Source organism: Microtetraspora malaysiensis, assembly GCF_050947145.1.
Taxonomy (GTDB): Bacteria; Actinomycetota; Actinomycetes; order Streptosporangiales; family Streptosporangiaceae; genus Microtetraspora_A; species Microtetraspora_A malaysiensis.
Window position 1 is genome coordinate 1 of record NZ_CP191998.1, and the last position, 23597, is coordinate 23597.

The following is a 23597-nucleotide window of genomic DNA, read 5'->3' on the forward strand; positions in this document are numbered from 1 at the left end:
ATGGAGGCCGACGACCTCAACGAGGTATGGGCTCGCGCGTTGGGGACCCTTCTCGATGAGGGCGTTTCAGGACAGCAGCGGGCATTCCTCCAGATGACCCAGCCGTCCGGGCTCATCAACGACACCATCCTCCTCGCCGCACCGAACGACTTCGCCAAGGAAGTCATCGAGGTACGGCTCCGCCCGCTGATCGCGCACGCCCTCTCGCAGGAGTTCGGCCGGCCGATGCGCATCGCGGTGATGGTCGATCCCCACGAGGCCGGCGGGGGCGACAGCCGCAAGCACGACGCCTTCTCCCCGTCGCCGTCCTTTTCGCAGCGGGGGCCGGGGGCGCAGTCCCGCCCCGCCGCGGCGCCGCCGTCCGACTATCCACAGGAGCGCGCGCCGGAGCCTCAGCACGGGGTCGCTCCTCCTCCGGAGTCGCTCGACCAGGGGGGCGCGGAGCCGCCGCAGAACAGGTGGGACAGCCGCGGCGGCCGCACCGCCGGTGAGCCGGCCAGGCTGAACGCCAAATACACCTTCGAGACGTTCGTCATCGGCGCGAGCAACCGGTTCGCGCATGCCGCCGCGGTCGCGGTCGCCGAGGCGCCGGCCAAGGCGTACAACCCGCTGTTCATCTATGGCGACTCCGGCCTGGGCAAGACGCACCTGCTGCACGCGATCGGCCACTACGCCCAGAGCCTGTACGACGGCGCGCGGGTCAGGTACGTGAGCTCGGAGGAGTTCACCAACGACTTCATCAACTCCATCCGCGACCACAAAGCGGACGGGTTCCGTGCCCGCTACCGCGCTGTGGACATCCTGCTCGTGGACGACATCCAGTTCCTCGAGGGCAAGGAGCAGACGCAGGAGGAGTTTTTCCACACCTTCAACACGCTCCACAACGCGAGCAAGCAGATCGTGATCTCCAGCGACCGGGCGCCCAAGCAGCTCGTCACCCTGGAGGACCGGCTGCGCAACCGCTTCGAGTGGGGACTGATCACCGACGTCCAGCCGCCCGAGCTGGAGACGCGGATCGCGATCCTGCGCAAGAAAGCGATCCAGGAGGGCCTGGCCGCGCCGCCCGACGTGCTGGAGTACATCGCCAGCCGGATCGCGACCAACATCCGCGAGCTTGAGGGCGCCCTGATCCGGGTCACCGCGTTCGCCAGCCTGAACCGGCAGTCTGTCGACATCAAGCTGACCGAGATCGTGTTGAAAGACCTGATCAGCGAGGACTCCACGCCGGAGATCACCATCTCGCTCATCATGTCCACAACCGCCGAGTATTTCGGCGTCTCCCTCGACGACGTCTGCGGCAGCTCGCGCTCGCGCGCCCTGGTGACGGCCCGCCAGATCGCCATGTACCTCGCCCGCGAGCTCACCGACCTGTCCTTGCCGAAGATCGGCCAGCAGTTCGGCGGCCGCGACCACACGACGGTCATGCACGCCGAACGCAAAATCAGGTCGCTGATGGCCGAGCGTCGGTCGATGTACAACCAGGTCAACGAGCTGACGACCCGGATCAAGCAGCGCGCACGCAACGCGTGATGCACAGGCTGTGGATAACTCTGTGGATCGACGTCCGCTGACGTCTGCCCTGCTCGGCCGATAGCCCCGTCATCCGGGGGAGAATCCCGCCCACACCCTGGGGACGAGTCTGTGGACAACCTGGGGATTTCTCGTGGATAGCTTGGGGACGTCCTGTGCGTAGTGAAAAGATGTCCACCTGAGGAGTGCTTTTACCCAGTGGATAACCGGTGGAAACCTCGTGGATAACCGGTGGACAGAGACCCCGACTTCTGGGGACGGCTTGTGGGCAACGTGTGGCCATCCCCAGCCGACCACAGGTAATCCACTGGTCCTCCACACCCGCCGGTGGATGAATAATGGGCTCTGACCTGCGGAGGAACGTGATTTCCACAGTATCCACCGCCCCTATGACGATGACGTTCAGTTCTCTCTACTGAAGAACTCAAGAGCCATAGAGGGTTCTCGAGGCTCCAAGGTGCGGGAGAGTGAACACCTGCAACAATGCTCAATCTGCGATACCCAGGAGGCTGATCCACGTGATGTTCCGGATCGACCGCGACGTACTCGCCGAGGCCGTCGCGTGGACGGCACGCAGCCTTCCGGCGCGGCCGTCCGTGCCGGTGCTGGCGGGCATGCGCCTAGAGGTCACCGACGACCAACAGTTGAAGCTCTCCGGCTTCGACTACGAGGTCTCGGCGGAGGTGACACTCGAACCGCAGTCCGGCGAGCCCGGCGTCGTCCTCGTCTCCGGCAAGCTCCTCGCCGAAATCACCCGGGCGCTTCCCGCACAGCCTGTGGATTTCGTGGTCGACGGAGCCAAGGCGGTGGTCACGTGCGGCAGCGCGCGGTTCACCCTGCTGACGATGCCGGTCGAGGACTACCCGTCCCTGCCGGCCATGCCGCCGGCCGCGGGGCGGATCGGCAGTGACGTCTTCGCGGGGGCGGTCGGCCAGGTCGCGGTGGCCGCGGGCAAGGACGACACCCTCCCGATGCTCACCGGCGTCCGGATGGAGATCGAGGGCGACACGGTGACGCTCGCCGCCACCGACCGCTACCGCCTCGCCGTACGCGAGCTGAAGTGGCACCCGGAGCAGCCCGACTTCCAGGCGATCGCGATGGTGCCGGGCCGTACGCTCGCGGACACGGCGAAGGCGCTGGGCGGCACCGGGGCCGAGGTGGAGATCGCGCTGAGCTCGGTCGGGGGCACCGGCGAGGGCATGATCGGCTTCTCCAGCGCGGGCAGGCGGACCACCACGCGGCTGCTCGACCCCGAGTTCCCGAAGTACCGCTCGCTGCTGCCGACGGAGTTCTCCGCGCGGGCCGACATCGCCACCGCGTCGTTCGTCGAGGCGGTCAAGCGCGTCGCGCTGGTCGCCGAGCGCAACACCCCGGTACGGCTGGCCTTCCGCGGCAACGAGGTCGTCCTGGAGGCGGGCAGCGGCGACGAGGCCCAGGCGGTCGAGGTCCTGCCGGTCGAGTTCGACGGCGACGAGATCAACATCGCGTTCAACCACCAGTTCCTGCTGGAGGGCCTCGGCGCGATCGACTCCGATGTGGCCCGCCTGCAGTTCACCACCGCGACGAAGCCCGCCATCCTCACCGGCGGCAAGCCTGTGGATGAGGGCGCGACCCCGGATTACCGCTACCTGATCATGCCGATCCGTCTGTCGAGTTGATCCGGGGCGTACGATCTCCCGGGCGTGGAGGTCGTATGTCCGGGTACGGCGTCCTTGTGGATGTTCGACCCTGAGGGGGGTTGCTCTATGCAGATCGGCATGATCGGGCTCGGCAAGATGGGCGGCAACATGGCCGAGCGGCTTCGCCGCGGTGGCCACGACGTCGTCGGATATGACCGGGATCCGGAGCTCAGCGACGTCGGCAGCCTCAAGGAGCTGGTCGACCGTCTGGAGGCTCCCCGTGCCGTCTGGGTCATGGTGCCGGCCGGGGAGCCGACCCACGGCACGATCCGGCTGCTGCACGAGATGCTCTCTCCCGGCGACATCGTGATCGACGGCGGCAACTCCCACTATGTGGACGACCAGAAGCACGGCGCCGACCTCGCCACCAAGCAGGTCGGCTTCGTCGACGTCGGTGTCAGCGGCGGCGTGTGGGGGTTGGAGAACGGCTACGCCCTGATGGTCGGCGGTTCGGCCGAGGACGTCGCGCGGCTGCGGCCGGTCTTCGAGACGCTCAAGCCCGAGGGCGAGGACGGCTTCGTCCACGCCGGCCGGATCGGCGCCGGGCACTTCGCCAAGATGGTCCACAACGGCATCGAGTACGGCATGATGCAGGCCTTCGCCGAGGGCTGGGAGCTGCTTGAGGCCGCCGACATCGTCACGGACGTCCACGGGTCGTTCAAGAGCTGGCGGGAGGGCACGGTCATCCGTTCCTGGCTGCTCGACCTGCTGGTCCGCGCGCTGGACCAGGACCCGGGTCTCGCCGACATCAAGGGGTACGCCCAGGACTCCGGCGAGGGTCGCTGGACGGTCCAGGCGGCGGTGGACCACGCGGTGCCGCTGCCGGTCATCACGGCCGCGCTGTACGCGCGGTTCGCGTCCCGGCAGGAGGACTCCCCCGCGATGAAGATGGTCGCCGCGCTGCGCAACCAGTTCGGCGGGCACGCGGTCACCGCGCAGGAGGGGCAGACCGGCATGGGCGCGGACGCTCCCGGCGCCGATGTCACTCCGCCGGTGGAGGTCCAGGGCTGATCCACAGGCTGTGGACAATCGGTGCGGCCGGGGCGTGACAGGGGCGAGGCTCATCGTCCCGCGGGCGGTCGCCGGCAGGGACTAGCCTTTCGGGGTGCGTGTGTGCCACCTGTCCCTGACCGACTTCCGGTCCTACCCCTCGGCCGAGGTCGCCCTGGAACCCGGGGTGACGGCGTTCGTCGGCCCCAACGGGCACGGCAAGACCAACCTGGTCGAGGCGATCGGGTACGTCGCGACGCAGTCGAGCCATCGCGTCGCCACCGACGCCCCGTTGGTGCGGCACGGAGCCGAGCGGGCGATCGTCCGCGCGCTCGTCGCCAGGGACGAGCGCCGGGCGCTCGTCGAGTTGGAGATCAACCCGGGCCGGGCCAACCGGGCGCGGGTGAACCGCTCGCCGGTCGCGCGGCCGCGCGAGGCGCTCGGCCTGCTGCGCACGGTCCTGTTCGCCCCTGAGGACCTCGCCCTGGTCAAGGGCGACCCCTCGGAGCGGCGCCGCTTCCTCGACGACCTGCTGGTGGCCCGCGCGCCCCGTTTCGCCGGGGTCCGCGCGGACTACGACCGCGTGCTCAAGCAGCGCAACACGTTGCTGCGCACGGCCGCCGCGACCAAGGGGCGGCGGCGCGGCCCGCGCCGGCAGGACGACGAGGCGGCGTTCGCGTCGGCGGGCGCGGGCGACGTGCTGAGCACGCTCGACGTCTGGGACTCCCACCTCGTACGGCACGGCGCGGAGCTGCTCGCGGCCCGGCTGGACCTGGTCGAGGCGTTGCGCCCGCTGACCGCCAAGGCGTACGCGACGCTCGCGCCCGCCTCGGCCGCGGCGGATCTCGAGTATCGGACCGGCGTGAAGTTGTCCACAGACTGTGGACGATCGCGGGATATCCTCGAAGAGGCGTTGCGGGCGAGCCTCGCCGAAGCACGGCAGGCGGAGCTGGAGCGCGGCGTGACCCTGGTGGGGCCGCATCGCGACGACCTGCACCTGGCACTGGGCGAGCTGCCCGCCCGCGGATACGCGAGCCACGGCGAGTCGTGGTCGTTCGCGCTGGCGCTGCGGCTGGCGGCCTACGACCTGCTCCGTGCGGACGGTGGCGATCCGGTGCTGATCCTTGACGACGTGTTCGCCGAGCTGGACGGCCAGCGCCGGACCCGGCTCGCGGAGATCGTCGCGCCCGCCGAGCAGGTGCTGATCACCGCGGCGGTGCCGGACGACGTCCCCGCTGAGCTGGCCGGCGCGCGGTTCGACGTCACCGAAGGGAGCGCCACCCGTGTCCGATGAGCCGTCCCAGGCGCCGAACGGCGCGAGCGAAGTCAGCGCCGTAAGCACAGCGGGCGCCATGAACACAGCGGCGAAGGGGGCGGCGCTCGCGCGGGAGAAGCTGGCCCAGGCGAAGTCCGACGCGGCCAGGCGGGGGCAGCTCCCCCGTACGGAGCCGCGCCGCAGGTCTCCGGGGCAGCGGCGGGACGCCGGCGATCCACAGCCCTTCGGCCAGGCGATCAGAGATCTGCTGGCCGCCCGGGGCTGGGAGCGTCCAGTCGCGGTGGGCGGGGTGTTCGGCCGCTGGCGCGAGATCGTGGGGCCCGATCTGGCGGCACACACGAGGCCGGAGTCTTTCGAGGACGGCGAGGTGCTCGTGGCGGCCGACTCCACCGCCTGGGCCACGCAGGTGCGGCTGCTCGCGGCCACTCTCGTGCGGCGGTTGAACGAGGAGCTCGGCGACGCCACGGTCAAGCGGGTCAAGGTGCGCGGTCCGGGGGCGGGGCCGCGGCAGGGCGGGTTGCGCGTCCGCGGTGGGCAGGGTCCCGGCGACACCTACGGCTAGGCCCCCTGATTGCCCCTGAGCGGCTGACCCCCTTCCATGAGGGGGAGTGCCTGAAAACATGATCGTCGCGCTACAGGGCATCACAGCGGCCGTCATTGCTACATAAGTGCTGTGAGCGCAGTAGAATGAACGCGGACTCAAGGACACGGTCCGCTTGCGCGTCACCCCGGTTCGAGGCCGGTTTCCTCTGGGTGATCGCACGGGGCTTACTCACGACGGTGACGGGCACGGCAGGGGCAGCCAGCAGGGGTCTCGCTCGCCACGTGTCCGCGGCAGGAGGATTTCGCACTTGTCCTACGACGCTAGCTCTATCACCGTTCTCGAAGGTCTGGAAGCGGTCCGCAAGCGCCCCGGCATGTACATCGGCTCGACGGGCGAGCGCGGTCTCCACCACCTGGTCTACGAAGTTGTGGACAACTCGGTCGACGAGGCTCTGGCAGGTTACTGCGACACCATCGAGGTGACGCTCCTTGCGGACAACGGGGTCAGGGTCGTCGACAACGGCCGTGGCATCCCGGTCGGTGAACACCCTGTGGAAAAGCGGCCCGCGGTCGAGCTCGTTCTGACCACGCTGCACGCCGGCGGCAAGTTCGACAGCAAGTCGTACGCCGTCTCCGGCGGTCTGCACGGCGTCGGCGTCTCCGTGGTGAACGCGCTGTCCACGCGGCTCGATGTGGAGATCCGCACCGACGGCTACTACTGGACCCAGCGTTACGAGCATTCCAAGCCGACCGGCCCGCTGCACAAGGGCGAGGCGACCGACACCACCGGAACCTCGATCACGTTCTGGGCCGACGACGAGATCTTCGAGACGACCACCTGGAACTTCGAGACGCTCTCGCGCCGGTTCCAGGAGACGGCCTTCCTCAACAAGGGCCTGACGATCGTCATCAAGGACGAGCGGCCGGATCACATCAACGGCGAGCCGGTCGTCGCGACCTACCACTACGAGGGCGGTCTGACCGACTTCGTCGGCTACCTCAACAAGAAGAAGGAGCCCATCCACGGCTCCGTCATCGACTTCGAGGAGCACGGCGACGGCATCTCGGTCGAGATCGCCATGCAGTGGAACGCCTCGTACTCCGAGTCGGTCTACACCTTCGCCAACATGATCAACACCGCCGAGGGCGGCACCCATGAGGAAGGCTTCCGTGCGGCGCTGACGAGCATCGTCAACCGGTACGCGCGCGAGCAGAAGTTCCTCAAGGAGGGCAAGGACGACAACCTCACCGGTGACGACATCCGCGAGGGACTCACCGCGATCATCTCGGTGAAGCTCGCCGACCCGCAGTTCGAGGGCCAGACCAAGGCCAAGCTCGGCAACACCGAGGCCAAGTCGTTCGTGCAGAAGGCGTGCAACGACCACCTGCGCGACTGGTTCGAGCGCAACCCCGGCGAAGCGAAGGACATCATCAGCAAGTCGCTCCAGGCCTCACGCGCCCGCATCGCCGCGCGCCAGGCCCGCGACCTCACGCGGCGCAAGTCGCTGCTGGAGAGCGGGAGCGGCCTGCCGGGCAAGCTGGCCGACTGCCAGTGGTCCGAGCCGGAGAAGTGCGAGCTGTACATCGTCGAGGGTGACTCGGCCGGCGGCTCGGCGAAGGGCGGCCGGGATCCCAAGTTCCAGGCGATCCTCCCCCTGCGCGGCAAGATCCTGAACGTCGAGAAGGCGCGCATCGACAAGGTCCTCAAGAACAACGAGGTCCAGGCGATGATCACCGCGCTCGGCACCGGCGTGCACGACGAGTTCGACATCTCCAAGCTCCGCTACCACAAGCTGATCCTGATGGCCGACGCCGACGTCGACGGCCAGCACATCACCACCCTGCTGCTGACGCTGCTGTTCCGCTTCATGCGGCCGCTGATCGAGGCAGGGCACGTCTACCTTTCCCAGCCTCCGCTGTACAAGATCAAGTGGGACCGCAAGGGCGAGGACGCGTCGTACGCGTTCTCCGACCGGGAGCGGGACGCGATCATCGAGGACGGCATCGCGCGCGGCAAGCGCGACCCGCGCCTGCACGACGGCGTCCAGCGCTTCAAGGGTCTCGGCGAGATGAACGCTCAGCAGCTGTGGGAGACCACGATGAACCCGGAGACCCGGGTCCTCCTCCAGGTGACGCTCGACGACGCCGCCCAGGCGGACGAGCTGTTCACCGTCCTGATGGGCGAGGACGTGGAAGCCCGCCGAAACTTCATCATCCGCAACGCCCGTGACGTCCGCTTCCTCGACGTGTAAGGACTGACTTTTCGTGACGGAAGTGAACACTCCGCCTGGACCGCCCGCTGACCGCATCGAACCGGTGGACATCCAGTCCGAGATGCAGCGCAGCTACATGGACTACGCGATGTCGGTCATCGTGTCGCGTGCCCTGCCCGACGTGCGCGACGGGCTCAAGCCCGTGCACCGCCGGGTGCTGTACGCGATGTTCGACGGCGGCTACCGGCCCGACCGCGGATATTTCAAGTGCTCCCGCGTCGTCGGCGACGTCATGGGCTCCTACCACCCGCATGGCGACACGTCGATCTACGACGCCGTCGTACGGCTCGCGCAGCCCTGGTCGATGCGCTACCCGCTGGTCGACGGCCAGGGCAACTTCGGCTCGCCGGGCAACGACCCGGCCGCCGCGATGCGGTACACCGAGTGCCGCCTCGCGCCGATCGCCATGGAGCTGCTCCGGGACATCGACAAGGACACCGTCGACTTCCAGCCCAACTACGACGGGCGGTCGCAGGAGCCGGTCGTCCTGCCGTCGAGGTTCCCCAACCTCCTGGTGAACGGCTCCGCCGGCATCGCGGTCGGCATGGCGACGAATATCCCGCCGCACAACCTCCGCGAGGTGGCCGAGGGCGTCAAGTGGAACCTGGAGAACCCCGACGCGAGCGATGAGGAGCTGCTCGAGGCGCTCATCGCGCGGGTGAAGGGCCCCGACTTCCCGACCGGCGCGCTGATCGTCGGCCGCAGGGGCATCGACGACGCGTACCGCACCGGCCGCGGCTCGATCACCATGCGAGCCATCGTGGAGGTCGAGGAGGACGCCAAGGGCCGGCAGTGCCTGGTCGTGACGGCCCTGCCGTACCAGGTGAACCCGGACAACCTCGCCCTCACCATCGCCGAGCTGGTCAAGGACGGCCGGGTCACCGGCATCGCGGACGTCCGTGACGAGACGTCCTCGCGCACCGGCCAGCGGCTGGTGATCGTGCTCAAGCGCGACGCCGTCGCCAAGGTCGTGCTGAACAACCTGTACAAGCACACCCAGCTGCAGACCACCTTCGGCGCGAACATGATCGCCCTGGTGGACGGTGTGCCGCGCACGCTGCGGATCGACCAGTTCGTCAAGTACTACATCGAGCACCAGATCGAGGTCGTCGTCCGGCGGACCAGGTTCCTGCTGCGCAAGGCCGAGGAGCGGGCGCACATCCTGCGCGGTCTGCTCAGGGCGCTCGACCGGATGGACGAGGTCATCGCCCTCATCCGGCGGTCGCCGTCGGCGGCCGAGGCCCAGGGCGGCCTGATGACGCTGCTGGACATCGACCAGGTCCAGGCGCAGGCCATCCTCGACATGCAGCTGCGCAAGCTGGCCGCCCTCGAACGGCAGCAGATCCAGGACGAGTACGACGGTCTGATGGCGCAGATCGCCGACTTCCAGAGCATCCTCGCCTCGCCGGAGCGGCAGCGGACCATCGTCTCCGAGGAGCTCGGCGAGATCGTGGCCAAGTTCGGCGACGAGCGGAAGACCGAGATCATCGCCTACGAGGGCGACATGTCGATCGAGGACCTGATCGCCGAAGAGGACATGGTCGTCACGATCACCCGCGGCGGGTACGCGAAGCGCACCAACATGGACCTCTACCGCGCGCAGAAGCGCGGCGGCAAGGGCGTCCGGGGCGCGCAGCTCCGCCAGGACGACATTGTCGAGCACTTCTTCGTGACCACGACACACCACTGGCTGCTCGCCTTCACCAACAAGGGGCGGGTCTACCGGGTCAAGGCGTACGAACTGCCGGACTCGGGCCGGGACGCGCGTGGGCAGCACCTGGCGAACCTGCTCGCCATGCAGCCGGACGAGCACGTCATGGAGATCCTCGACCTCCGCGACTACGACGTGGCGCCCTACCTGGTGCTGGCCACGCGCAGCGGCCTGGTGAAGAAGACGCGGCTGTCTGAGTACGACTCACCGCGGTCCGGCGGTCTCATCGCGATCAATCTGCGTGAGGACGACGAGGTGATCGCGGCCCGGCTCGTCTCCGAGGACGACGACCTGCTCCTCGTCTCCAAGGATGCGCAGTCGATCCGGTTCACCGCTTCCGACGAGGCGCTCCGCCCGATGGGGCGCGCCACCAGCGGCGTGATCGGTATGCGGTTCCTCGAAGGTGACGAGCTTCTCGCGATGAACGTCATCGGCGACGGCGACGACGTGCTGATCGCGACCGAGGGCGGATATGCAAAGCGCACGCCAGCGAGTCAATATCCAGTTCAGGGCCGCGGAGGCAAGGGCGTGCTGACGGCGAAAATCGTCAGCTCTCGTGGCAAGCTGGTCGGTGCCGTTATGGTTCGTCCGGAGGACGAAGTTTTCGCGATCACCTCAGCTGGTGGAGTGATCCGGACCAGCGCCGGCGAAATCAAGCAGTCCGGCCGGCAGACCATGGGTGTGCGCCTGATGAACCTCGCCGAAGGCGACAGCGTCGTGGCCCTCGCCCGGAATGCCGAGTCGTTGGAGACCGAGGAAGACGGGGCAGGAGACGAGGCATGAGCAACTCCAGCGGCGAGAATGCGGCCGGCGCGCCAAAGAAGAAAGCGGGAGGCGCCCGTCCCGCTTCTTCACCGATGCGGGATCAGGTGACCGAGCGGGTCGGCGAAAGCGGTAGCGTCGCTGGGGTGGCGCGCGATGCAGATGTGACACCTCCGGGCAAGGACGGCAAAGCCGGAGATTCGGCACGGCCCCGGCCCGGAGGGCCGGACCAGTCCTGGAAGCCGTCCGCCGACGGCGGCGCTCCGCGGCCCGGTGCGCCGGGCGGGGGGCCGCAGCGGCCGGGCGGCAATCCCGGCGGCCCGGGGGCGAGCGGTCCCGGTGCGGGTGGCCCGAGCGGGAACGGTCCCGCTGGTTCCGGCGCGGCTCCCGGCAGGCAGGTCGCCGGCCCGGGTCCGACGGCCGCCTACCCTCGGCCCGCCACGGGCTCCACGCCCAAGCCGGGCGCGGGCGCGTCCAGCGCGTCCGAGTTGCCCCTGCGGACCGATCCGGCCCCCGACGGCAAGCCGGCGATCCGCGCCCCACGTAAGGCCCACCTGGTGCTCCGCCGGGTGGAGCCGTGGTCGGCGATGAAGTTCAGCTTCGTCCTGTCGCTGGTCTGCTTCGTGGTGCTGTTCGTCGCCGTGGCCGTGCTGTACGGCGTGCTCTCGGCCCTTGGCGTCTTCGACACCATCACCGACATGGTCACCCAGCTCACCTCCGGCGACGGCGGCAAGGCGACGAGCGACCTCGCCAAGAGCATCGAGTCGTGGTTCGACCCGGTCCGCATCCTCGGCTACACGGCCCTGCTCGGTGCGATCAACGTCGTTCTCATCACCGCGCTGTCCACGCTGGGCGCCGTCATCTACAACCTGTCGTCCAGCCTCGTCGGTGGCATCGAGGTCACCTTCAGCGAGGCCGAGTAGCCCGCTCCGGTACGGTCGCCGCTCGCCGGGTGGTGGCCGTACCAGCCCGGCGGCCCGACCAGCCCGCCGGACACGGTAAGCTTTCTCTCGTTCGAGCAACGGAATTCGCCTCCGTCTTACGGATGCGGTAACGTTCGTTGCGCGTACGAGGGGCTATAGCTCAGACGGTTAGAGCGCTTCCCTGATAAGGAAGAGGTCCCAGGTTCAAGTCCTGGTAGCCCCACCTCGATAAACGCCCCGAAGCGATCAAGCTCCGGGGCTTTTTTATTGCCACCTGTACTGCAACAGCCTCATTCGATGAGTTTCACCGCGGCACGTGACGAACGAGCCGGAACGGTGCCGATGGTCGGTGGGTCAGCGGCGTCCCGCTCGAGTCAGTGCGTCCTCGGCCTGGGTGGCCATCGCGGTGACCAGGTCCTCCGCAGAGGGCAGGTCGGTGATGAGGTCGACGGCCTCGCCCGCCCAAACCGGCTGTGAGGGGATCGCGCCGCGTGCCACGTCGTCCTGGTAGTCCTGAAGGGCTTGGGGATCGGCGGCGAGCTCGGCCTCCCTGCCACGCCACCGGTCGAGATAGGGGTGGCCGAGGGTGCGGGCGGGGTACTTCGACGGCCAGCTGGAGCCTCGTGCGATGTCCAGCACGGTGCTGCGCTCGGTGTCCTCCCCCCGCCCCTCGAGGATCGCCTTGGTGATCGAGGGATCGACCAGGGCCTCGGTGGTGGCCTGGAATCGGGTGCCGATGAGCGCTCCGGCAGCGCCCAGCACGAGAGCCGCCGCCACCCCGCGTCCGTCGGCGATCCCGCCCGCCGCCAACACCGGCACCGGCGCTACGAGATCCACCACCGTGGGCACGAACGGCAGGGTGGACCGCCCGCGCACGGCTCCGTGCCCACCGCTCTCGGTTCCCTGGGCCACGATCACATCGGCGCCCAGGTCCACGGCCCGCCTGGCCTCCTCCAGATCGGTGACCTGGAGGAGCAACAGAGCCCCCGCCCGGCGGACATGCTCCACGTACGGGCTCGGATCGCCGAAGGACAGCATCACGGCGCTGGGGCCGTAGCTCAGCGCCAGCTCCACCGCGGCGAGATCGATCCCCCAGGTCAGGAATCCGACCCCCCACGGCCCTTCAGTGCTCGCGACGATCGGCACCTCACGTGCCAGCCACTCAGGGTCCCCGTACGCGCCGCCCAGAATCCCGAACCCGCCACCGCGGGAGACGGCTGCGGCCAGCGCGCCACCGGCCGACCCACCCATCGGCGCCAGCGCGATCGGGTATCGCACGCCGAGCATCTCTGTGAACACCGTCGACAATGTCATGATCACAGCATGCCGTCTCGTCCGGCAGGCGGAGTCACACGCGGAAGCTCTTCGTGCTCTCGGGATCGCCGCCACTTGTCCACAGCCTGTGTGCCGAGGACCTCTAGTAGCCCGACGGGTGGTTCGACAACCAGGTACGGTGCCGTGCCCTGAGGGCGTCACGTTCTGAGCACGTGGGCAGTATCACGTCGGTGCCGCCGTCGTAAGGGTGGTACAGCCATCGGAGGTCCGAAGGGCCGAGGATCACGCCGCCGATCTCGTCGTCCGCGACCGCTCGCAGTACGGTGTCGACGATGCCGGGCCGCCATGGTCGTAGCTCGGCATAGAGCTGCGTATAGGAGTGGAAATCGGGGTCGTCGGGCTCTTCGATGAGGGTCTGCCAATGCCGCGCTGACGGCGCGACCTGGGATCGCCTCGGCCACTGCTGGGGCGTGATCGCCGCAGTGTTCGTCCAGTCGGCCGTGATGATCAGGAGGTCCGCGCCCGGATCGAGTTCGGACAGCAGGGTGTAGTGGCGGTCGAGCACGACCGCGTATTCCGCCTCATTGTCCGGATAGCGCTTGGACTCCGACAGGCTGTGAAATCTGACCCAACGGTCCGGATAGTGGCCGCGCAGCCAGTCGGCGAACGGCGGGCACTCGGGCCACTGTCGTTCCCAGAGCCGGCTCAGCGCGCGCGGATCAAGGTCGCCGTTGGTGAGCACTATGCCTCCCTATCGGAGGGGGCGAGGACGGCCAGGAAGCGGGTGAGGAGCGCGCTTGGCTCGGTGGCCCGCCGGACGAGATACAGCGTGGTCGTGGTGCCCGCGAGCCGCCGGGGCGTCACCCCCTCGCGGCGCAGGACGCGGTAGGAGTCCGTCATGACGGTCGCGCCGAAGCCCGCGGCGACCAGGGCGAGGATCGTCTGCACGCTCTGGCCCCGGGCGCCGATGCGCGGCACGATCCCGGCGTGATGGCACAGCGCGAGGATCTCGTCGTGGGAGTGGGGTGCGGACTCGCGCGGCCACAGGACCAGCGGGATGTCTCCGAGAACGGAGACCGGTGCCGGTCCGCGGCTTGCGGCGAGTGGGTGGGCGGACGGCAGGAAGACGGTGAGCGGCTCCCGCGTCCAGACCCGGGTGGCGAGCCGGGCGTCGCGGACCGGCAGCCGCTGCACCGCCACGTCGATGCTGCCGTCCAGGACGCCCGCCGACATCTCGGCGTCGTCGAACATCTCCACCAGCCGCAGATCGACGTCGGGGAGGCGGAGCCGGAGGCGCCCAAGAGCCTCCCCCAGTGCCCCGTTGATGCCCGATCCGGCGAACGCGACCGTCACGCGTCCGGTCCTGCCCTGGGCGGCCAGTCGTACATCGTCGAGGGCCGTCTCGGCCTCGGCCAGGACGGTGACCGCGCGGCGCAGCAGGGCTTCGCCGGCGGAGGTGGGTACGAGCCCGCGGCCCGAACGGGCGAACAGGTCGACGCCCAGCCGCCGTTCCAGCTCGCGCAGTTGCCTGCTCAGGGTCGGCTGGGTGAGGTGCAGCCGACGAGCGGCGCCGCTGATCGACCCCTCCTCGGCGATCGCGATCACGTAGCCGAGCATGCGCAGATCCATCCATACCTCCCGGGCATGACCGCTATGCCGATCGATGCCTCACGGTAAGAGACGGAGGCGCGCCGGTGCCAGGATGGAGGAACCCGCCTGCCTGACCTCCGGAGAAGCCATGCGTCACCTCGGCATCCTCGCCCACAGCACCGGAGGGGCCGCGCTGTGCTTCCTCGAGTTCTGCCAGGAGGGGTTCCGGCGGCTGGGCCGTCACGAGCACCCTGATGTGACGCTCGACTACATCGCCTTCGGGTACAGCATGCCGGCCTGGGACGCCGGAGATCACACGACGATCCGGACCACCCTGGCCAGGAGCGTGGAGCGGCTCGCCCGCGCGGGCGCGGATTTCTTCGTCTGTCCGGACAACACCGCCCATATGGCTCTTGAGGCGCCCGGACCCGATCTTGCCCTGCCGGGGCTGCACATCGCGGACGTGGTCGCCGACCAGGCCGCTCATGAGGGGCGCGGGCGCGTCGGCGTGCTGGGGACGACGTACACGATGGACGGCCCGCTGTACCCGCGGGCGCTGGCCGCCCGGGGCATCGCCGCCGAGGTGCCGGACGCCGACGACCGCCGGATCGTCAACGAGATCATCTTCGATGAGTTGGTGAACGGCGTGATCACCGAGACCTCGCGACAGGAGTACGGCCGCGTCATCGGTCGGCTGGCGGCCCGGGGCTGTGACGCCGTCGCCCTGGTGTGCACGGAGATTCCGCTGTTGGTCACTCCCGAGGCGTCTCCCTTGCCTACGCTGGACTCGACCCGCCTGCTGGCCCGCGCCGCGTACGAGGTGGCGGCCGGTCACCTCGCCCTGCCGTCCTGGCGCGGCGGCCCGATGTGAGCCCGGCCCCCCTTCGAGTACGGGAGCCGCTGGTCGGGTACGTACGGCACTCGCGGGCGGCGGCGAGCCCATCTCGACGATGAGGAGCAGTGATGACGGACGGCATCATCGAGCGTGACGGTGAACAGGTCATCTTCCGGTACGAACGCCGCCTGGCGCGGCCCCTGGACGCCGCCTGGCACGCCGTCACCGACCCGGCGGAGATCGAGCGCTGGGGCGGGGCGCGCACCGAACTCGACCTCCGCCCCGGCGGGCAGTTCGTCTCGCATCACCAGGGCGGCCATCGCGTCGAGGACCGCGTGCTGCGGGCGGAGCCGCCGCACCTGTTCGAGCACACCTATTTCAAGGACGTCAACCCCGGCGCCGTCGTGACCTGGCGGCTCCAGAAGGCCGACACCGGCGCGCTGCTCACCTTCACCCACCGCCTGCCCATGGACGACGTACGCGCGGCGGCGGAGGGGATCGCGGCGGGAGACGATCCGCGCACCATCCTGGCCCGCAACGGCGCGGGGTGGCACCACGTGCTCGACATGCTCGGGGCGTATCTCAGGGGCCAGAGCCTGCCCTGGTCGCCGCAGGAGCAGCAGGCCCTCCAACGGCATTACGCGACGCTGATCCCGTAGCGGCCGGAGTGTCGAGCGTGGCTCTCCGGTGGCGTCGCCAGTACGAGAAGGTGACGGCGAGCAGCAGGGGGCTCCAGCCGAGCAGCGGCGCGTAGCAGACGATCAGCACCGCGACGCCCGTCGAGGACAGGACGGTGGAGATGGTTGTGTCACCGCGCAGCGCCCAGGCGCAGATCATGGCGATGAGCGCGGCGCCGACGCAGGCGGCCGTGACGGCGGCGGCCGGCCGTACTCTTCTGCCGCCGACGAAGGGGATCCAGCGGGGCGCCACCTCGCCCCAGGGGCGGACCAGGCCGAGGGTCATGAACGCGGCCAGTTCGCTGATCAGGCTCAGCGAGAGGATGTACGCGATCTCTCCCGGGCCGATGTGGGGTCCTCCGGCCGGGAGGTGGTCGGCGTAGCCGATCGGGAGGCCGGTCACCAGCGCCACCCGCCACAGCCCCGAGGGCAGGACCAGCAGCGGCACGGTGTGGGCCGCCCAGACCGCCCAGCGAGGCGGCGGCGGGACGATGGGGAGCGCGCTTGTCGCGGGGACGTGGGGGCTGGCGTCGGCTCGGCTGCTCATGCTTTCAGCGTCCCGGCGGCGGAGGGCCCAGGCCTCCCCCGTAGGTGCCGGCCATCTCCCTCCTGCGGGGGAGCCGCCCGGCATCGGCCGTCAGCTGAACGGAGGCCTCGGCGAGTGGATAAACGTCACATAGCCACAGAAAACCGGAGAAACAGAAACACCCCTAGCATCAGTGACGTGCGGGAACGAAGGGGAAGTAGCCGAACGGGCCCGCTCCGGTGAAGCGGATCGCGACGCCGAGGCCGCGACGCCGAGATCGCGGTGCAGACGACAAGGGGGAAACGTGCGAAGGATCCTGATCGCGGCTGTGGTCGCCGCGCTCAGTGCGACAGTGGCGGCGTGCGGGCAGAGCGCGGGCGAGTCGGCGTCCACGGGGACGACGCCCACGGCCGGGACGACGCCCGAGGCCGTGGTGGCGACGTCTCCGACCGCCTCGCCCGTCTACGTGAGGAACCTGTACGGGGCCGAGCAGGGACGGGATGACAGCAGTCCGGAGAACCTGGTGCTGTCGGAGTTCAGCTCCATGAACGGGATCACCTGGACGAGCTGGGGGCCGGACCAGGCGGTCGGCACCGGTGCCCTGAGCGGGAGCTGGTGCCTGCCCGGCTGCACGGAGAAGCCGTACGAGGCGACGGTCACGCTCAGCGGCGTCACGACGGTGAGGGGCACGCGGTATTTCACCCAGTTCGCGGTCGACGGCGACTTCCCCAAGCCCGATCCTGCCGACACGCTCGCTGGTTCGCTGCCGACGCCGTGAACATGATCCGGACCGGGGCGCGGATCCGTTCGCGCGTCCCGGCCGGTCAGGCGCGGGCCATCGAAGCCGACCGCACCTTCGAGAACACCCAGGGCGGCGCGCCGGTCCGGCTCGACCTTCGCGAGAGCGTGCGGCGCCCGCCGGACTGAGTCCCGGGCGCCGGAATCAACCCCACCCGGACCGTACGCATGCGACCCTGGATGGCCCGGTCGTACGGGAGGGGAGCGGATGACAGCGACGGAGGACTTCGGGGCGCGCGTGGAGGAGCACCGGCGCGAGCTGCACATTCACTGCTACCGGATGCTGGGCTCCTTCGACGAGGCCGAGGATCTGGTGCAGGAGACGCTCCTGCGGGCCTGGCGGCGCCGGGACACGTTGCGCGAGGAATCCGGGCTGCGGGCCTGGCTGTACCGGATCGCCACCAACGCGTGCCTGGACCATCTCCGGGCGCACCCCCGGCAGCCGCAGCCGCGCTCGGCTCCGGCCGCGGCCGATCCCGGAATCGAGCCGCCCGTCTCCGACGCGGTCCCCTGGCTGCAGCCGTACCCGGACGCGTTGCTGGACGCGGCGGACGCGGCGATCGAGCGCGAGACGATCGAGCTGGCCTTCCTCGTCACGATCCAGCACCTGCCGCCTCGGCAGCGCGCCGTGCTGATCCTGCGCGACGTGCTTGGCTGGTCGGCGCAGGAGACCGCCGAGTCGCTGGATCTCACCGTGGCGGCGGTCAAGAGCGCTCTGCAGCGGGCCAGGCCGACGCTCCGGGAGCACCTGCCGGAGCGGCGGCTGGAGTGGGGCGCGGTGACGGAGCCCACCGCCGAGGAACGCGCGGTCCTGCGGCGCTACATGGACGCGGTCGAGCGGGGCGACCCGTCCCTTCTGCCGGGGATCCTGCGGGCCGACGTGTGGCAGTCGATGCCGCCCCAGCCGATCTGGATCCTGGGACGCGAGGCGTTCGTGGCGGGCTGGACGCCCGCCATGGTGGGCCCCGAGGCGTGGGGCGACTGGCGGCTCCTGCCCGTCCGGGCGAACCGGCAACTTGCCGCGGCCGCGTACCTCCGCAGGCCCGGGGAGTCCCGGTTCTCGCCGTCCTGGATGGGAATTCTGCGGGTCGAGGACGGCCTGGTGTCGCAGATCACGACGTACGGGGACGAGTTGTTCCCGCGGTTCGGGCTGCCGGCCGCGCTCTGATCTTCCTGGGGAGCGATTCCTTTCTCACGCCCCGCTCGTCTCACGAGGGAGCCAACAAGAGAGGAACCACAATGGCCGATCTTCAGCGGAATGTGCAGGCCGTCGTTGACGAGCTCGTCGGGTCGGGGGCCGAGCGCGGGGTGCAGGTCGCGGTCTACCGGCGCGGCGAGCTGGTGGTCGACGCGGTCGCGGGCGTCGCCGATCCGGAGACGGGTCGCGCCTTCACCTCCGACACCCCCGTGTACGCCACGTCGACGGGCAAGGGGGTGACCGCGGCCGTCGTCCACGTGCTGGCCGAGCGCGGGGCGCTCGACTACGACACTCCCATCGCGGACGTGTGGCCCGAGTTCGCCGCCCACGGCAAGGACAAGGCGACCGTACGGCACGCGCTGACGCACGCGACCGGTGTGCCGGGGCTGCCGGTCGCGACGACGGCGGCGGACCTGTGCGACTGGGACCGGATGTGTGCGGCGATCGCGGACGCCGTGCCGTGGTGGGAGCCGGGCACCTGCTTCGGCTACCACGCCCAGACGTACGGCTACATCCTGGGCGAGGTCGTGCGCCGGGTGACGGGCAGGGCGATCTCCCAGGTCCTCCGTGACGAGGTGGCGGGTCCGCTCGGCGTGGCCGGCGAGCTGTTCTTCGGCGTGCCGCGCCGGGAGCTCGGACGGCTGGCCAGGATCGAGGACGCCCCGTTCCCGGCGGAGCCACCCGCCGAGGCCGCGGAGGCGCCGGTGGACACGCCGTTCTTCCGCGTGGTGAACGGGTACACCGCCGCTCCGATGGCGGCGCTGCCCGACGCCGCGTTCAGCAACCGCGCCGACGTGCTGACCTCAGACATTCCGGCCGGGGCGACGATGACGGCCCGCGCGGTGGCCCGCCTGTACGACGCGCTCCTGGCCGGGACGCTGGTCTCCCCCGCCCGGCTGGCGGAGTTGTCCTCGCCGGCGGTCTCCGGGACGGACGAGGTCACCGGCGCCCCTGCCGTCTTCGGGCTCGGCTACACGATCGGGCTGGCCCTGTCGGATCCCACCCTGTTCGGCATGGCCGGCAGCGGCGGCACCGCGGCCTTCGCGGACACGGCGACGGGCTTCTCCGTCGGCGTGATGAAGAACCGCGCGTCAATGGGCGACTTCAGCACCGTCGAACGGATCGCCCGGGTCGTGCTCCAGGCCGATTGACCGGATCTCCGCGGCGTCAGCCCTCGTCGGGGCCGGTTTCCGGGGCGCGGACGGCGTCCAGGACGAACAGGCCGACCAGGATGCCGTCGGGCAGGGTCACGACCACCTGGTGGACCTTCTTCCGGTCCATCCGGCGTACCAGGGGCTCCATGTCCTCGCTGAGCCGTACGGTCGTCACGCCGACGCGCATGACGCGCTCGGCGGTGGCGTCGGGCGGCACGTCCCTCAGCTCGGCCGGGCCGATCACGCCCTGGACGAGGCGGTCCCGGTCGACCACCACGGCGAGCCCGGCCGGGTCGGCGACGATCCGCTCGGCGACGTCGTCCACGGTGTCGTCGAGATAGGCGATCACCGGGTCGCGTCGTACGGCCTGGGCGACCAGGACGGCGTGCCCGTCGAAGGGCAGCCCGGCGGCGATCCAGTCCATCTTGCCCTCGGCGTAGTCGTGGACCTGGGCGAAGCCGAGCCGTTCGAGCCGGCGGGCCGCGCGGGGGCTCAGGTCGCACATCCGGTCGTGGCAGTAGACGATCACGGGCCGGGTCGGGTCCAGTCTGGCGGCCGTCTCCTCGTTGAGATCCGCCAGCGGCAGATGCGTGGCGCCGGGGAGGTGCGCCCACTCGTACTCCTCCAGTGGGAGCACCTCGACGAGCTGGGCCCGGTGGCCGGTCAGCAGGTCCTGTACGGCGTCGCGGTCGATCGTGTGCACCATGGGTCAGCCCTTACCCGCCGTCCGGGACATGGCACGTGCCCGCGCCTCCCGGCCCCGGAAAACGAGTTCCGGGGCCGGGAACAAAGCCCGGGGACCGGTGGTTAAATTCCACGTGGCCGGTGTGCAGGTGTCCCCGGGCCTCACCTAATTTCGCCTTCGCGGACTACCGTTCGGCTGGAGCCGCGTTGTGCTTTTCGCCGAGAGGCGACCCGGCACCGGTTACACATACGTCGAGACCCCGTCAGGAACGCTCCTGGCGGGGTCTCGTCTGTCTCCGGGGGACCCCGCATCGGCGCGACGCTCGCGGGTAGGCGTGCCTGGTCAAGGGGGGAACTCATGACCGATCGCTCGGACCCCGAGGTGGATCTACTCTGGGAGGAGTTCCACGAGGTGGTCAACATGACGTCGGCGGAGCTGCGTTCCTGGCTGCTGACCTCCGCGTCGGACGAGGACGCTTTCCCCGCCGATCCGGACCTGGGCATCCAGGAGCTGGGGCGCGGTGTCCTGCACGTGCTCCGCAAACGCAAGGTCGATCTGACGGACGAGGACGTCGAGGTGACGCGCCGGGTCGTCGACTTCGTACGCGAGAGGGTGACGACGGCCCCGGCCGGTGCGGTGCGGGACGACCGCTGGCGGCGCGCGCTGATGTCGGTGGGCCACGACCCGCTCGGGCCGGCCATGCCCGAAGCCTGATGCCGCGGACACCCGCCCGAAGACTGACGCCGTGGGGCGCCTGTGCCGGGTGTTCCCGCCGCCTCCGGGGGAAGGGGACGACGTCATGTGGGGCAAGCGACGAGGCACCGAGCCGCTTGAGGCGCGCTCCGCGCTCCGCGCCCGGGCGCTCCTCTCAGGCATCGCGCTGCCCATCGCGATCGCGGCCGCCGCCTTCTTCGCGTGGCTCGCGAGCGCGACGGGAGAGGCCGTCTGGCCCGTGGAGTCGGGCATCGCCGCTTTCATCGCCCTGGTCGCGGCGATCGACCTGGTCGTCATCTGGGTCCGGATCAGGCGCCGCAGGAGAGCGGGGACGCGGGAATCGGAGGAGCCATGACCGATCTGATCACCCCCGCCCGGCGCCCCTGAGCCCGGGCAGGCGCGATCAGTGCCCGGGGCCGGTGTCGTCCCCGGCGACCGCCCGCATCACCTCGGCGGAGCTGGCGTACCGGCCGGCGGGCAGCAGGGTCAGCGCCGTCACGACGCTCTCGTCCGCTCCCGTGCGGTCCGCGAAGCGGACGAGCTGCTCCCGGGTCCCCGGATACGGGAAGGCCGAGAGGGCCTCGCTCACATGGACGGGATCAGCGGTGGCCACGGCATCTCCTCGACTCGTCGCAACCGGTTCGGCCGCCCACGCCTACCCCGGCCTCGGCATGTCATGCGTGCCGCCGCCGCGGCGGGTCAGGGAGCCGCGGGGGCGTGGCCGGGACGCCCGACCTCGGCGAGGACCCGTTCGATGCGGTCGGCCGCCGCGATGATGTCGGCCACCGGCCCGATCCGCGTCTGCCAGGGGAACCAGAACCAGAGGGCGCCCTCCTCGTCCGGGGCGGTGAACACGCTCTCCGCCAGGGCGGGGGCGGCGACGTTGGTGATGTTCAGCATGGCGTGGCCCCCGCGGGCGCGCACGCGGACGGCGAACCGCCGCTGCTCCAGCTCGGTGCCGAGTCGTTCCAGGTGGCCGATGGCGTCGATCATCATGATGGTCCTCGCTGTTCGAACCGTTGTCGGTACCAGATGGCGGGGCCGGCCGCCGTGGGTTACGCGGCGGCCGGCGCGGGCCGGTTCGTGATCAGAGCCGCTGCCAGAGGGCGGGCACGTTCGGCGGCTCCCAGCCGGTCATCGACGTGTGCGCCTGGAGGCACCGGTAGGTGACGCCGCCGTAGGTCACCGTGGCGCCCGCCGCGTACGACGTGTTGGCCTGCCAGGTGGTGCCGCCGGGCGGGTTGCTGGGGCTGGGACTCGGGCTCGGGTTCCCGCCGCCGCCCTCGACCCTCAGGGTGAGGCCGTAGGTCGAGAGGATCTCGCCGACCGGCTGGAAGTACGTCGTGCCGCCGCTGCTGCAGTTGCCAGTGCCGCCGGAGGTGACGCCCTGGGCCTGGTCACCGGAGATGAAGGAGCCGCCGGAGTCGCCGGGCTCGGCGCACACGTTGGTGCGGGTCACCTCGTAGACGGTGCCTTCCTGGTAGGTGACGCTGCTGTTGCGCTGCTGGACGGTGCCGCAGTGCCAGCCGGTGGTCGAGCCGGAGCGGCAGACGGATGCGCCCTCGATCGCCACGTTCGCGCCGCGTACGGAGAGGTTGGCCCCGTTGCTGTACACCCACGGCTGCGCGGTCCAGTTGCCGTTGGCCGCGACCCAGGCGTAGTCGTTGCCCGGGAAGGACGAGCCCTGGAAGGTGCCCAGGGCGACGCCGTTGGAGCCGCTGGTGGAGCTCGCCACGGCGCAGTGGCCCGCCGTGACGAATCCCTGCGTGGCGCCGCGGGTCACCGGGAAGCCGATCGAGCAGCGGGTGCCGCTACCGATGTAGTACGCGTCGCCGCCGCGCAGGTCGTAGAACGGCCGCGGCTGCTCCGCCGACTTCTCCACGTGGACGAGCGAGCGGTCGGCGCCGCTGGCGGCGAACGCCTCGGCCTTCGCGGGCTGGGAGGCCAGCACGACGACGCTGTTGGTCCGTACGTCCACGTACCAGACGGGAGCGGTACGGGGCGCCTTGGCCGCGGCTCGGTCGAGGGCCTCCTTTGCGGCGTCGAGCGCGGTGAGGGAGTGCTGGACGACCGTGGCCTCGGCTCCGGTGGCGACGATGGCGGGCACCGCGTTCGCGTCGGTGGTGGCGACCACGAGGGTGGCGGTGGGGCCGTTCAGCCAGGAGCCGCCGAAGCTGCCGGAGAGCCGCGAGCGCAGTGCCGCCTCGGTCTGGCCGGCCCGCTGCTCGTTGGCGAGGCGGGTCCGCGCCTGTTCCGCGCTGAGGCCGAGGTCGCGCTGCATCGCCTCGGCCACGCCGGGCGGCGGTTGCGGGGCCGGCTGGGCGGCGGCCGGTTCCTGGGGGGAGATCGCGGGCTGCGCGGCCGCCATGGTGGCGGGGAACGCCAGGGCAGCGACGGTGAGCGCGCATCCCGCGAGAACGGAGTGTCGAATGCGGAGCATGACGTTTCTCCTTGGGGG

At 70.2% G+C, this 23597-nt stretch carries 24 protein-coding genes and 1 tRNA gene; 17 read left to right on the forward strand and 8 right to left on the reverse strand.

Annotation, left to right across the window (positions count from 1 at the left end):
* The 9 genes from dnaA (at position 1) to ACQP1V_RS00045 (ending at position 11910) form a co-directional block, all read left to right on the forward strand.
* Positions 1–1530 carry a chromosomal replication initiator protein DnaA gene (gene dnaA / locus ACQP1V_RS00005; RefSeq protein ID WP_433417428.1) on the forward strand — a complete coding sequence of 510 codons (1530 nt, stop codon included), beginning with the start codon at positions 1–3 and terminating at the stop codon, positions 1528–1530.
* Positions 1531–2048: 518 nt separating this feature from the next.
* Positions 2049–3188 (forward strand): DNA polymerase III subunit beta, encoded by a 1140-nt coding sequence (gene dnaN, locus ACQP1V_RS00010; RefSeq protein ID WP_433417430.1) that lies wholly within the window; start codon positions 2049–2051, stop codon positions 3186–3188.
* 87 nt (positions 3189–3275) lie between these two features.
* The gene (gnd, locus tag ACQP1V_RS00015) at positions 3276–4220 is read left to right on the forward strand and encodes a phosphogluconate dehydrogenase (NAD(+)-dependent, decarboxylating) (protein ID WP_387413888.1); all 945 of its coding nucleotides are present in this window, start codon (positions 3276–3278) and stop codon (positions 4218–4220) included.
* Between the two features lie 94 nt (positions 4221–4314).
* Positions 4315–5493 carry a DNA replication/repair protein RecF gene (recF, locus tag ACQP1V_RS00020; protein ID WP_433417434.1) on the forward strand — a complete coding sequence of 393 codons (1179 nt, stop codon included), beginning with the start codon at positions 4315–4317 and terminating at the stop codon, positions 5491–5493.
* Entirely contained in the window at positions 5483–6037 is a 555-nt protein-coding gene (locus tag ACQP1V_RS00025; RefSeq protein WP_433417437.1) for a DUF721 domain-containing protein, read from the forward strand. The genes recF and ACQP1V_RS00025 overlap by 11 nt, the downstream gene beginning before the upstream one ends.
* A gap of 289 nt (positions 6038–6326) precedes the next feature.
* A complete protein-coding gene (gyrB, locus tag ACQP1V_RS00030) occupies positions 6327–8270 on the forward strand; it encodes a DNA topoisomerase (ATP-hydrolyzing) subunit B (RefSeq protein ID WP_387413883.1) in 1944 nt (647 codons plus the stop codon).
* Between the two features lie 13 nt (positions 8271–8283).
* Complete coding sequence (gyrA, locus tag ACQP1V_RS00035; protein WP_433417440.1) at positions 8284–10785, forward strand: DNA gyrase subunit A; 2502 nt, start codon at positions 8284–8286, stop codon at positions 10783–10785.
* A 125-nt stretch (positions 10786–10910) separates the two neighbouring features.
* Positions 10911–11687 (forward strand): DUF3566 domain-containing protein, encoded by a 777-nt coding sequence (locus ACQP1V_RS00040; protein WP_433417443.1) that lies wholly within the window; start codon positions 10911–10913, stop codon positions 11685–11687.
* 149 nt (positions 11688–11836) lie between these two features.
* Positions 11837–11910 (forward strand) — tRNA-Ile (locus ACQP1V_RS00045).
* 131 nt (positions 11911–12041) lie between these two features.
* Here the strand turns inward: ACQP1V_RS00045 and ACQP1V_RS00050 are convergent.
* The 3 genes from ACQP1V_RS00050 to ACQP1V_RS00060 form a co-directional block, all read right to left on the reverse strand.
* Entirely contained in the window at positions 12042–13001 is a 960-nt protein-coding gene (locus ACQP1V_RS00050; RefSeq protein WP_433417446.1) for an NAD(P)H-dependent flavin oxidoreductase, read from the reverse strand.
* 103 nt (positions 13002–13104) lie between these two features.
* On the reverse strand, positions 13105–13704 hold the full coding sequence (locus ACQP1V_RS00055; protein ID WP_433417448.1) for a DUF3885 domain-containing protein: 600 nt from the start codon (positions 13702–13704) through the stop codon (positions 13105–13107).
* On the reverse strand, positions 13704–14591 hold the full coding sequence (locus ACQP1V_RS00060; protein ID WP_433417451.1) for a LysR family transcriptional regulator: 888 nt from the start codon (positions 14589–14591) through the stop codon (positions 13704–13706). Before ACQP1V_RS00060 ends, ACQP1V_RS00055 begins: the two co-directional genes overlap by 1 nt.
* Before the next feature lie 109 nt (positions 14592–14700).
* Between ACQP1V_RS00060 and ACQP1V_RS00065 the strand changes: the two genes are divergently transcribed.
* Positions 14701–15423 carry an aspartate/glutamate racemase family protein gene (locus tag ACQP1V_RS00065; protein WP_433417454.1) on the forward strand — a complete coding sequence of 241 codons (723 nt, stop codon included), beginning with the start codon at positions 14701–14703 and terminating at the stop codon, positions 15421–15423.
* Positions 15424–15515: 92 nt separating this feature from the next.
* Entirely contained in the window at positions 15516–16046 is a 531-nt protein-coding gene (locus ACQP1V_RS00070) for an SRPBCC domain-containing protein (protein ID WP_433417457.1), read from the forward strand.
* On the opposite strand, the gene ACQP1V_RS00075 is transcribed toward ACQP1V_RS00070, so the two are convergent.
* Positions 15970–16611 (reverse strand): hypothetical protein, encoded by a 642-nt coding sequence (locus ACQP1V_RS00075; protein ID WP_433417460.1) that lies wholly within the window; start codon positions 16609–16611, stop codon positions 15970–15972. The genes ACQP1V_RS00070 and ACQP1V_RS00075 overlap by 77 nt on opposite strands.
* 283 nt (positions 16612–16894) lie before the next feature.
* Between ACQP1V_RS00075 and ACQP1V_RS00080 the strand changes: the two genes are divergently transcribed.
* The 4 genes from ACQP1V_RS00080 (at position 16895) to ACQP1V_RS00095 (ending at position 19737) form a co-directional block, all read left to right on the forward strand.
* The gene (locus ACQP1V_RS00080) at positions 16895–17368 is read left to right on the forward strand and encodes a hypothetical protein (RefSeq protein WP_433417463.1); all 474 of its coding nucleotides are present in this window, start codon (positions 16895–16897) and stop codon (positions 17366–17368) included.
* Positions 17369–17370: 2 nt separating this feature from the next.
* Positions 17371–17517: a hypothetical protein gene (locus ACQP1V_RS00085; RefSeq protein ID WP_433417464.1), complete on the forward strand. Its 147-nt coding sequence runs from the start codon at positions 17371–17373 to the stop codon at positions 17515–17517.
* Between the two features lie 79 nt (positions 17518–17596).
* Positions 17597–18556 (forward strand): RNA polymerase subunit sigma-70, encoded by a 960-nt coding sequence (locus ACQP1V_RS00090; protein ID WP_433417467.1) that lies wholly within the window; start codon positions 17597–17599, stop codon positions 18554–18556.
* Positions 18557–18627: 71 nt separating this feature from the next.
* Complete coding sequence (locus tag ACQP1V_RS00095; RefSeq protein ID WP_433417470.1) at positions 18628–19737, forward strand: serine hydrolase domain-containing protein; 1110 nt, start codon at positions 18628–18630, stop codon at positions 19735–19737.
* A 16-nt stretch (positions 19738–19753) separates the two neighbouring features.
* Here ACQP1V_RS00095 and ACQP1V_RS00100 read toward each other — a convergent pair whose 3' ends face one another.
* Entirely contained in the window at positions 19754–20446 is a 693-nt protein-coding gene (locus tag ACQP1V_RS00100; protein WP_433417473.1) for a rhodanese-like domain-containing protein, read from the reverse strand.
* A gap of 336 nt (positions 20447–20782) precedes the next feature.
* On the opposite strand from ACQP1V_RS00100, the gene ACQP1V_RS00105 reads away from it, so the two are divergent.
* Positions 20783–21139, forward strand: a complete 357-nt coding sequence (locus tag ACQP1V_RS00105) for a DUF3140 domain-containing protein (protein WP_433417476.1) — start codon at positions 20783–20785, stop codon at positions 21137–21139.
* A gap of 31 nt (positions 21140–21170) precedes the next feature.
* On the forward strand, positions 21171–21494 hold the full coding sequence (locus ACQP1V_RS00110) for a DUF6343 family protein (protein ID WP_433417479.1): 324 nt from the start codon (positions 21171–21173) through the stop codon (positions 21492–21494).
* Between the two features lie 48 nt (positions 21495–21542).
* Here ACQP1V_RS00110 and ACQP1V_RS00115 read toward each other — a convergent pair whose 3' ends face one another.
* From ACQP1V_RS00115 to ACQP1V_RS00125, 3 genes are all read right to left on the reverse strand, one after another.
* Positions 21543–21752: a DUF2795 domain-containing protein gene (locus tag ACQP1V_RS00115; protein ID WP_433417482.1), complete on the reverse strand. Its 210-nt coding sequence runs from the start codon at positions 21750–21752 to the stop codon at positions 21543–21545.
* An 86-nt stretch (positions 21753–21838) separates the two neighbouring features.
* Positions 21839–22135 (reverse strand): hypothetical protein, encoded by a 297-nt coding sequence (locus ACQP1V_RS00120; RefSeq protein WP_245658456.1) that lies wholly within the window; start codon positions 22133–22135, stop codon positions 21839–21841.
* A 91-nt stretch (positions 22136–22226) separates the two neighbouring features.
* A complete protein-coding gene (locus ACQP1V_RS00125; protein ID WP_433417485.1) occupies positions 22227–23579 on the reverse strand; it encodes an alpha-lytic protease prodomain-containing protein in 1353 nt (450 codons plus the stop codon).
* Positions 23580–23597 lie beyond the last annotated feature (18 nt).

What these genes read in the sequence shown, in the direction of transcription:
- dnaA (WP_433417428.1), top strand. Translation starts at nt 1, where the DNA reads ATGGAGGCCGACGACCTCAACGAGGTATGGGCTCGCGCGTTGGGGACC.
- gnd (WP_387413888.1), top strand. Translation starts at nt 3,276, where the DNA reads ATGCAGATCGGCATGATCGGGCTCGGCAAGATGGGCGGCAACATGGCC.
- ACQP1V_RS00050 (WP_433417446.1), bottom strand. Translation starts at nt 13,001, where the DNA reads ATGACATTGTCGACGGTGTTCACAGAGATGCTCGGCGTGCGATACCCG.
- ACQP1V_RS00060 (WP_433417451.1), bottom strand. Translation starts at nt 14,591, where the DNA reads ATGGATCTGCGCATGCTCGGCTACGTGATCGCGATCGCCGAGGAGGGG.
- ACQP1V_RS00065 (WP_433417454.1), top strand. Translation starts at nt 14,701, where the DNA reads ATGCGTCACCTCGGCATCCTCGCCCACAGCACCGGAGGGGCCGCGCTG.
- ACQP1V_RS00070 (WP_433417457.1), top strand. Translation starts at nt 15,516, where the DNA reads ATGACGGACGGCATCATCGAGCGTGACGGTGAACAGGTCATCTTCCGG.
- ACQP1V_RS00075 (WP_433417460.1), bottom strand. Translation starts at nt 16,611, where the DNA reads ATGAGCAGCCGAGCCGACGCCAGCCCCCACGTCCCCGCGACAAGCGCG.
- ACQP1V_RS00085 (WP_433417464.1), top strand. Translation starts at nt 17,371, where the DNA reads ATGATCCGGACCGGGGCGCGGATCCGTTCGCGCGTCCCGGCCGGTCAG.
- ACQP1V_RS00090 (WP_433417467.1), top strand. Translation starts at nt 17,597, where the DNA reads ATGACAGCGACGGAGGACTTCGGGGCGCGCGTGGAGGAGCACCGGCGC.
- ACQP1V_RS00095 (WP_433417470.1), top strand. Translation starts at nt 18,628, where the DNA reads ATGGCCGATCTTCAGCGGAATGTGCAGGCCGTCGTTGACGAGCTCGTC.
- ACQP1V_RS00100 (WP_433417473.1), bottom strand. Translation starts at nt 20,446, where the DNA reads ATGGTGCACACGATCGACCGCGACGCCGTACAGGACCTGCTGACCGGC.
- ACQP1V_RS00105 (WP_433417476.1), top strand. Translation starts at nt 20,783, where the DNA reads ATGACCGATCGCTCGGACCCCGAGGTGGATCTACTCTGGGAGGAGTTC.
- ACQP1V_RS00120 (WP_245658456.1), bottom strand. Translation starts at nt 22,135, where the DNA reads ATGATGATCGACGCCATCGGCCACCTGGAACGACTCGGCACCGAGCTG.
- ACQP1V_RS00125 (WP_433417485.1), bottom strand. Translation starts at nt 23,579, where the DNA reads ATGCTCCGCATTCGACACTCCGTTCTCGCGGGATGCGCGCTCACCGTC.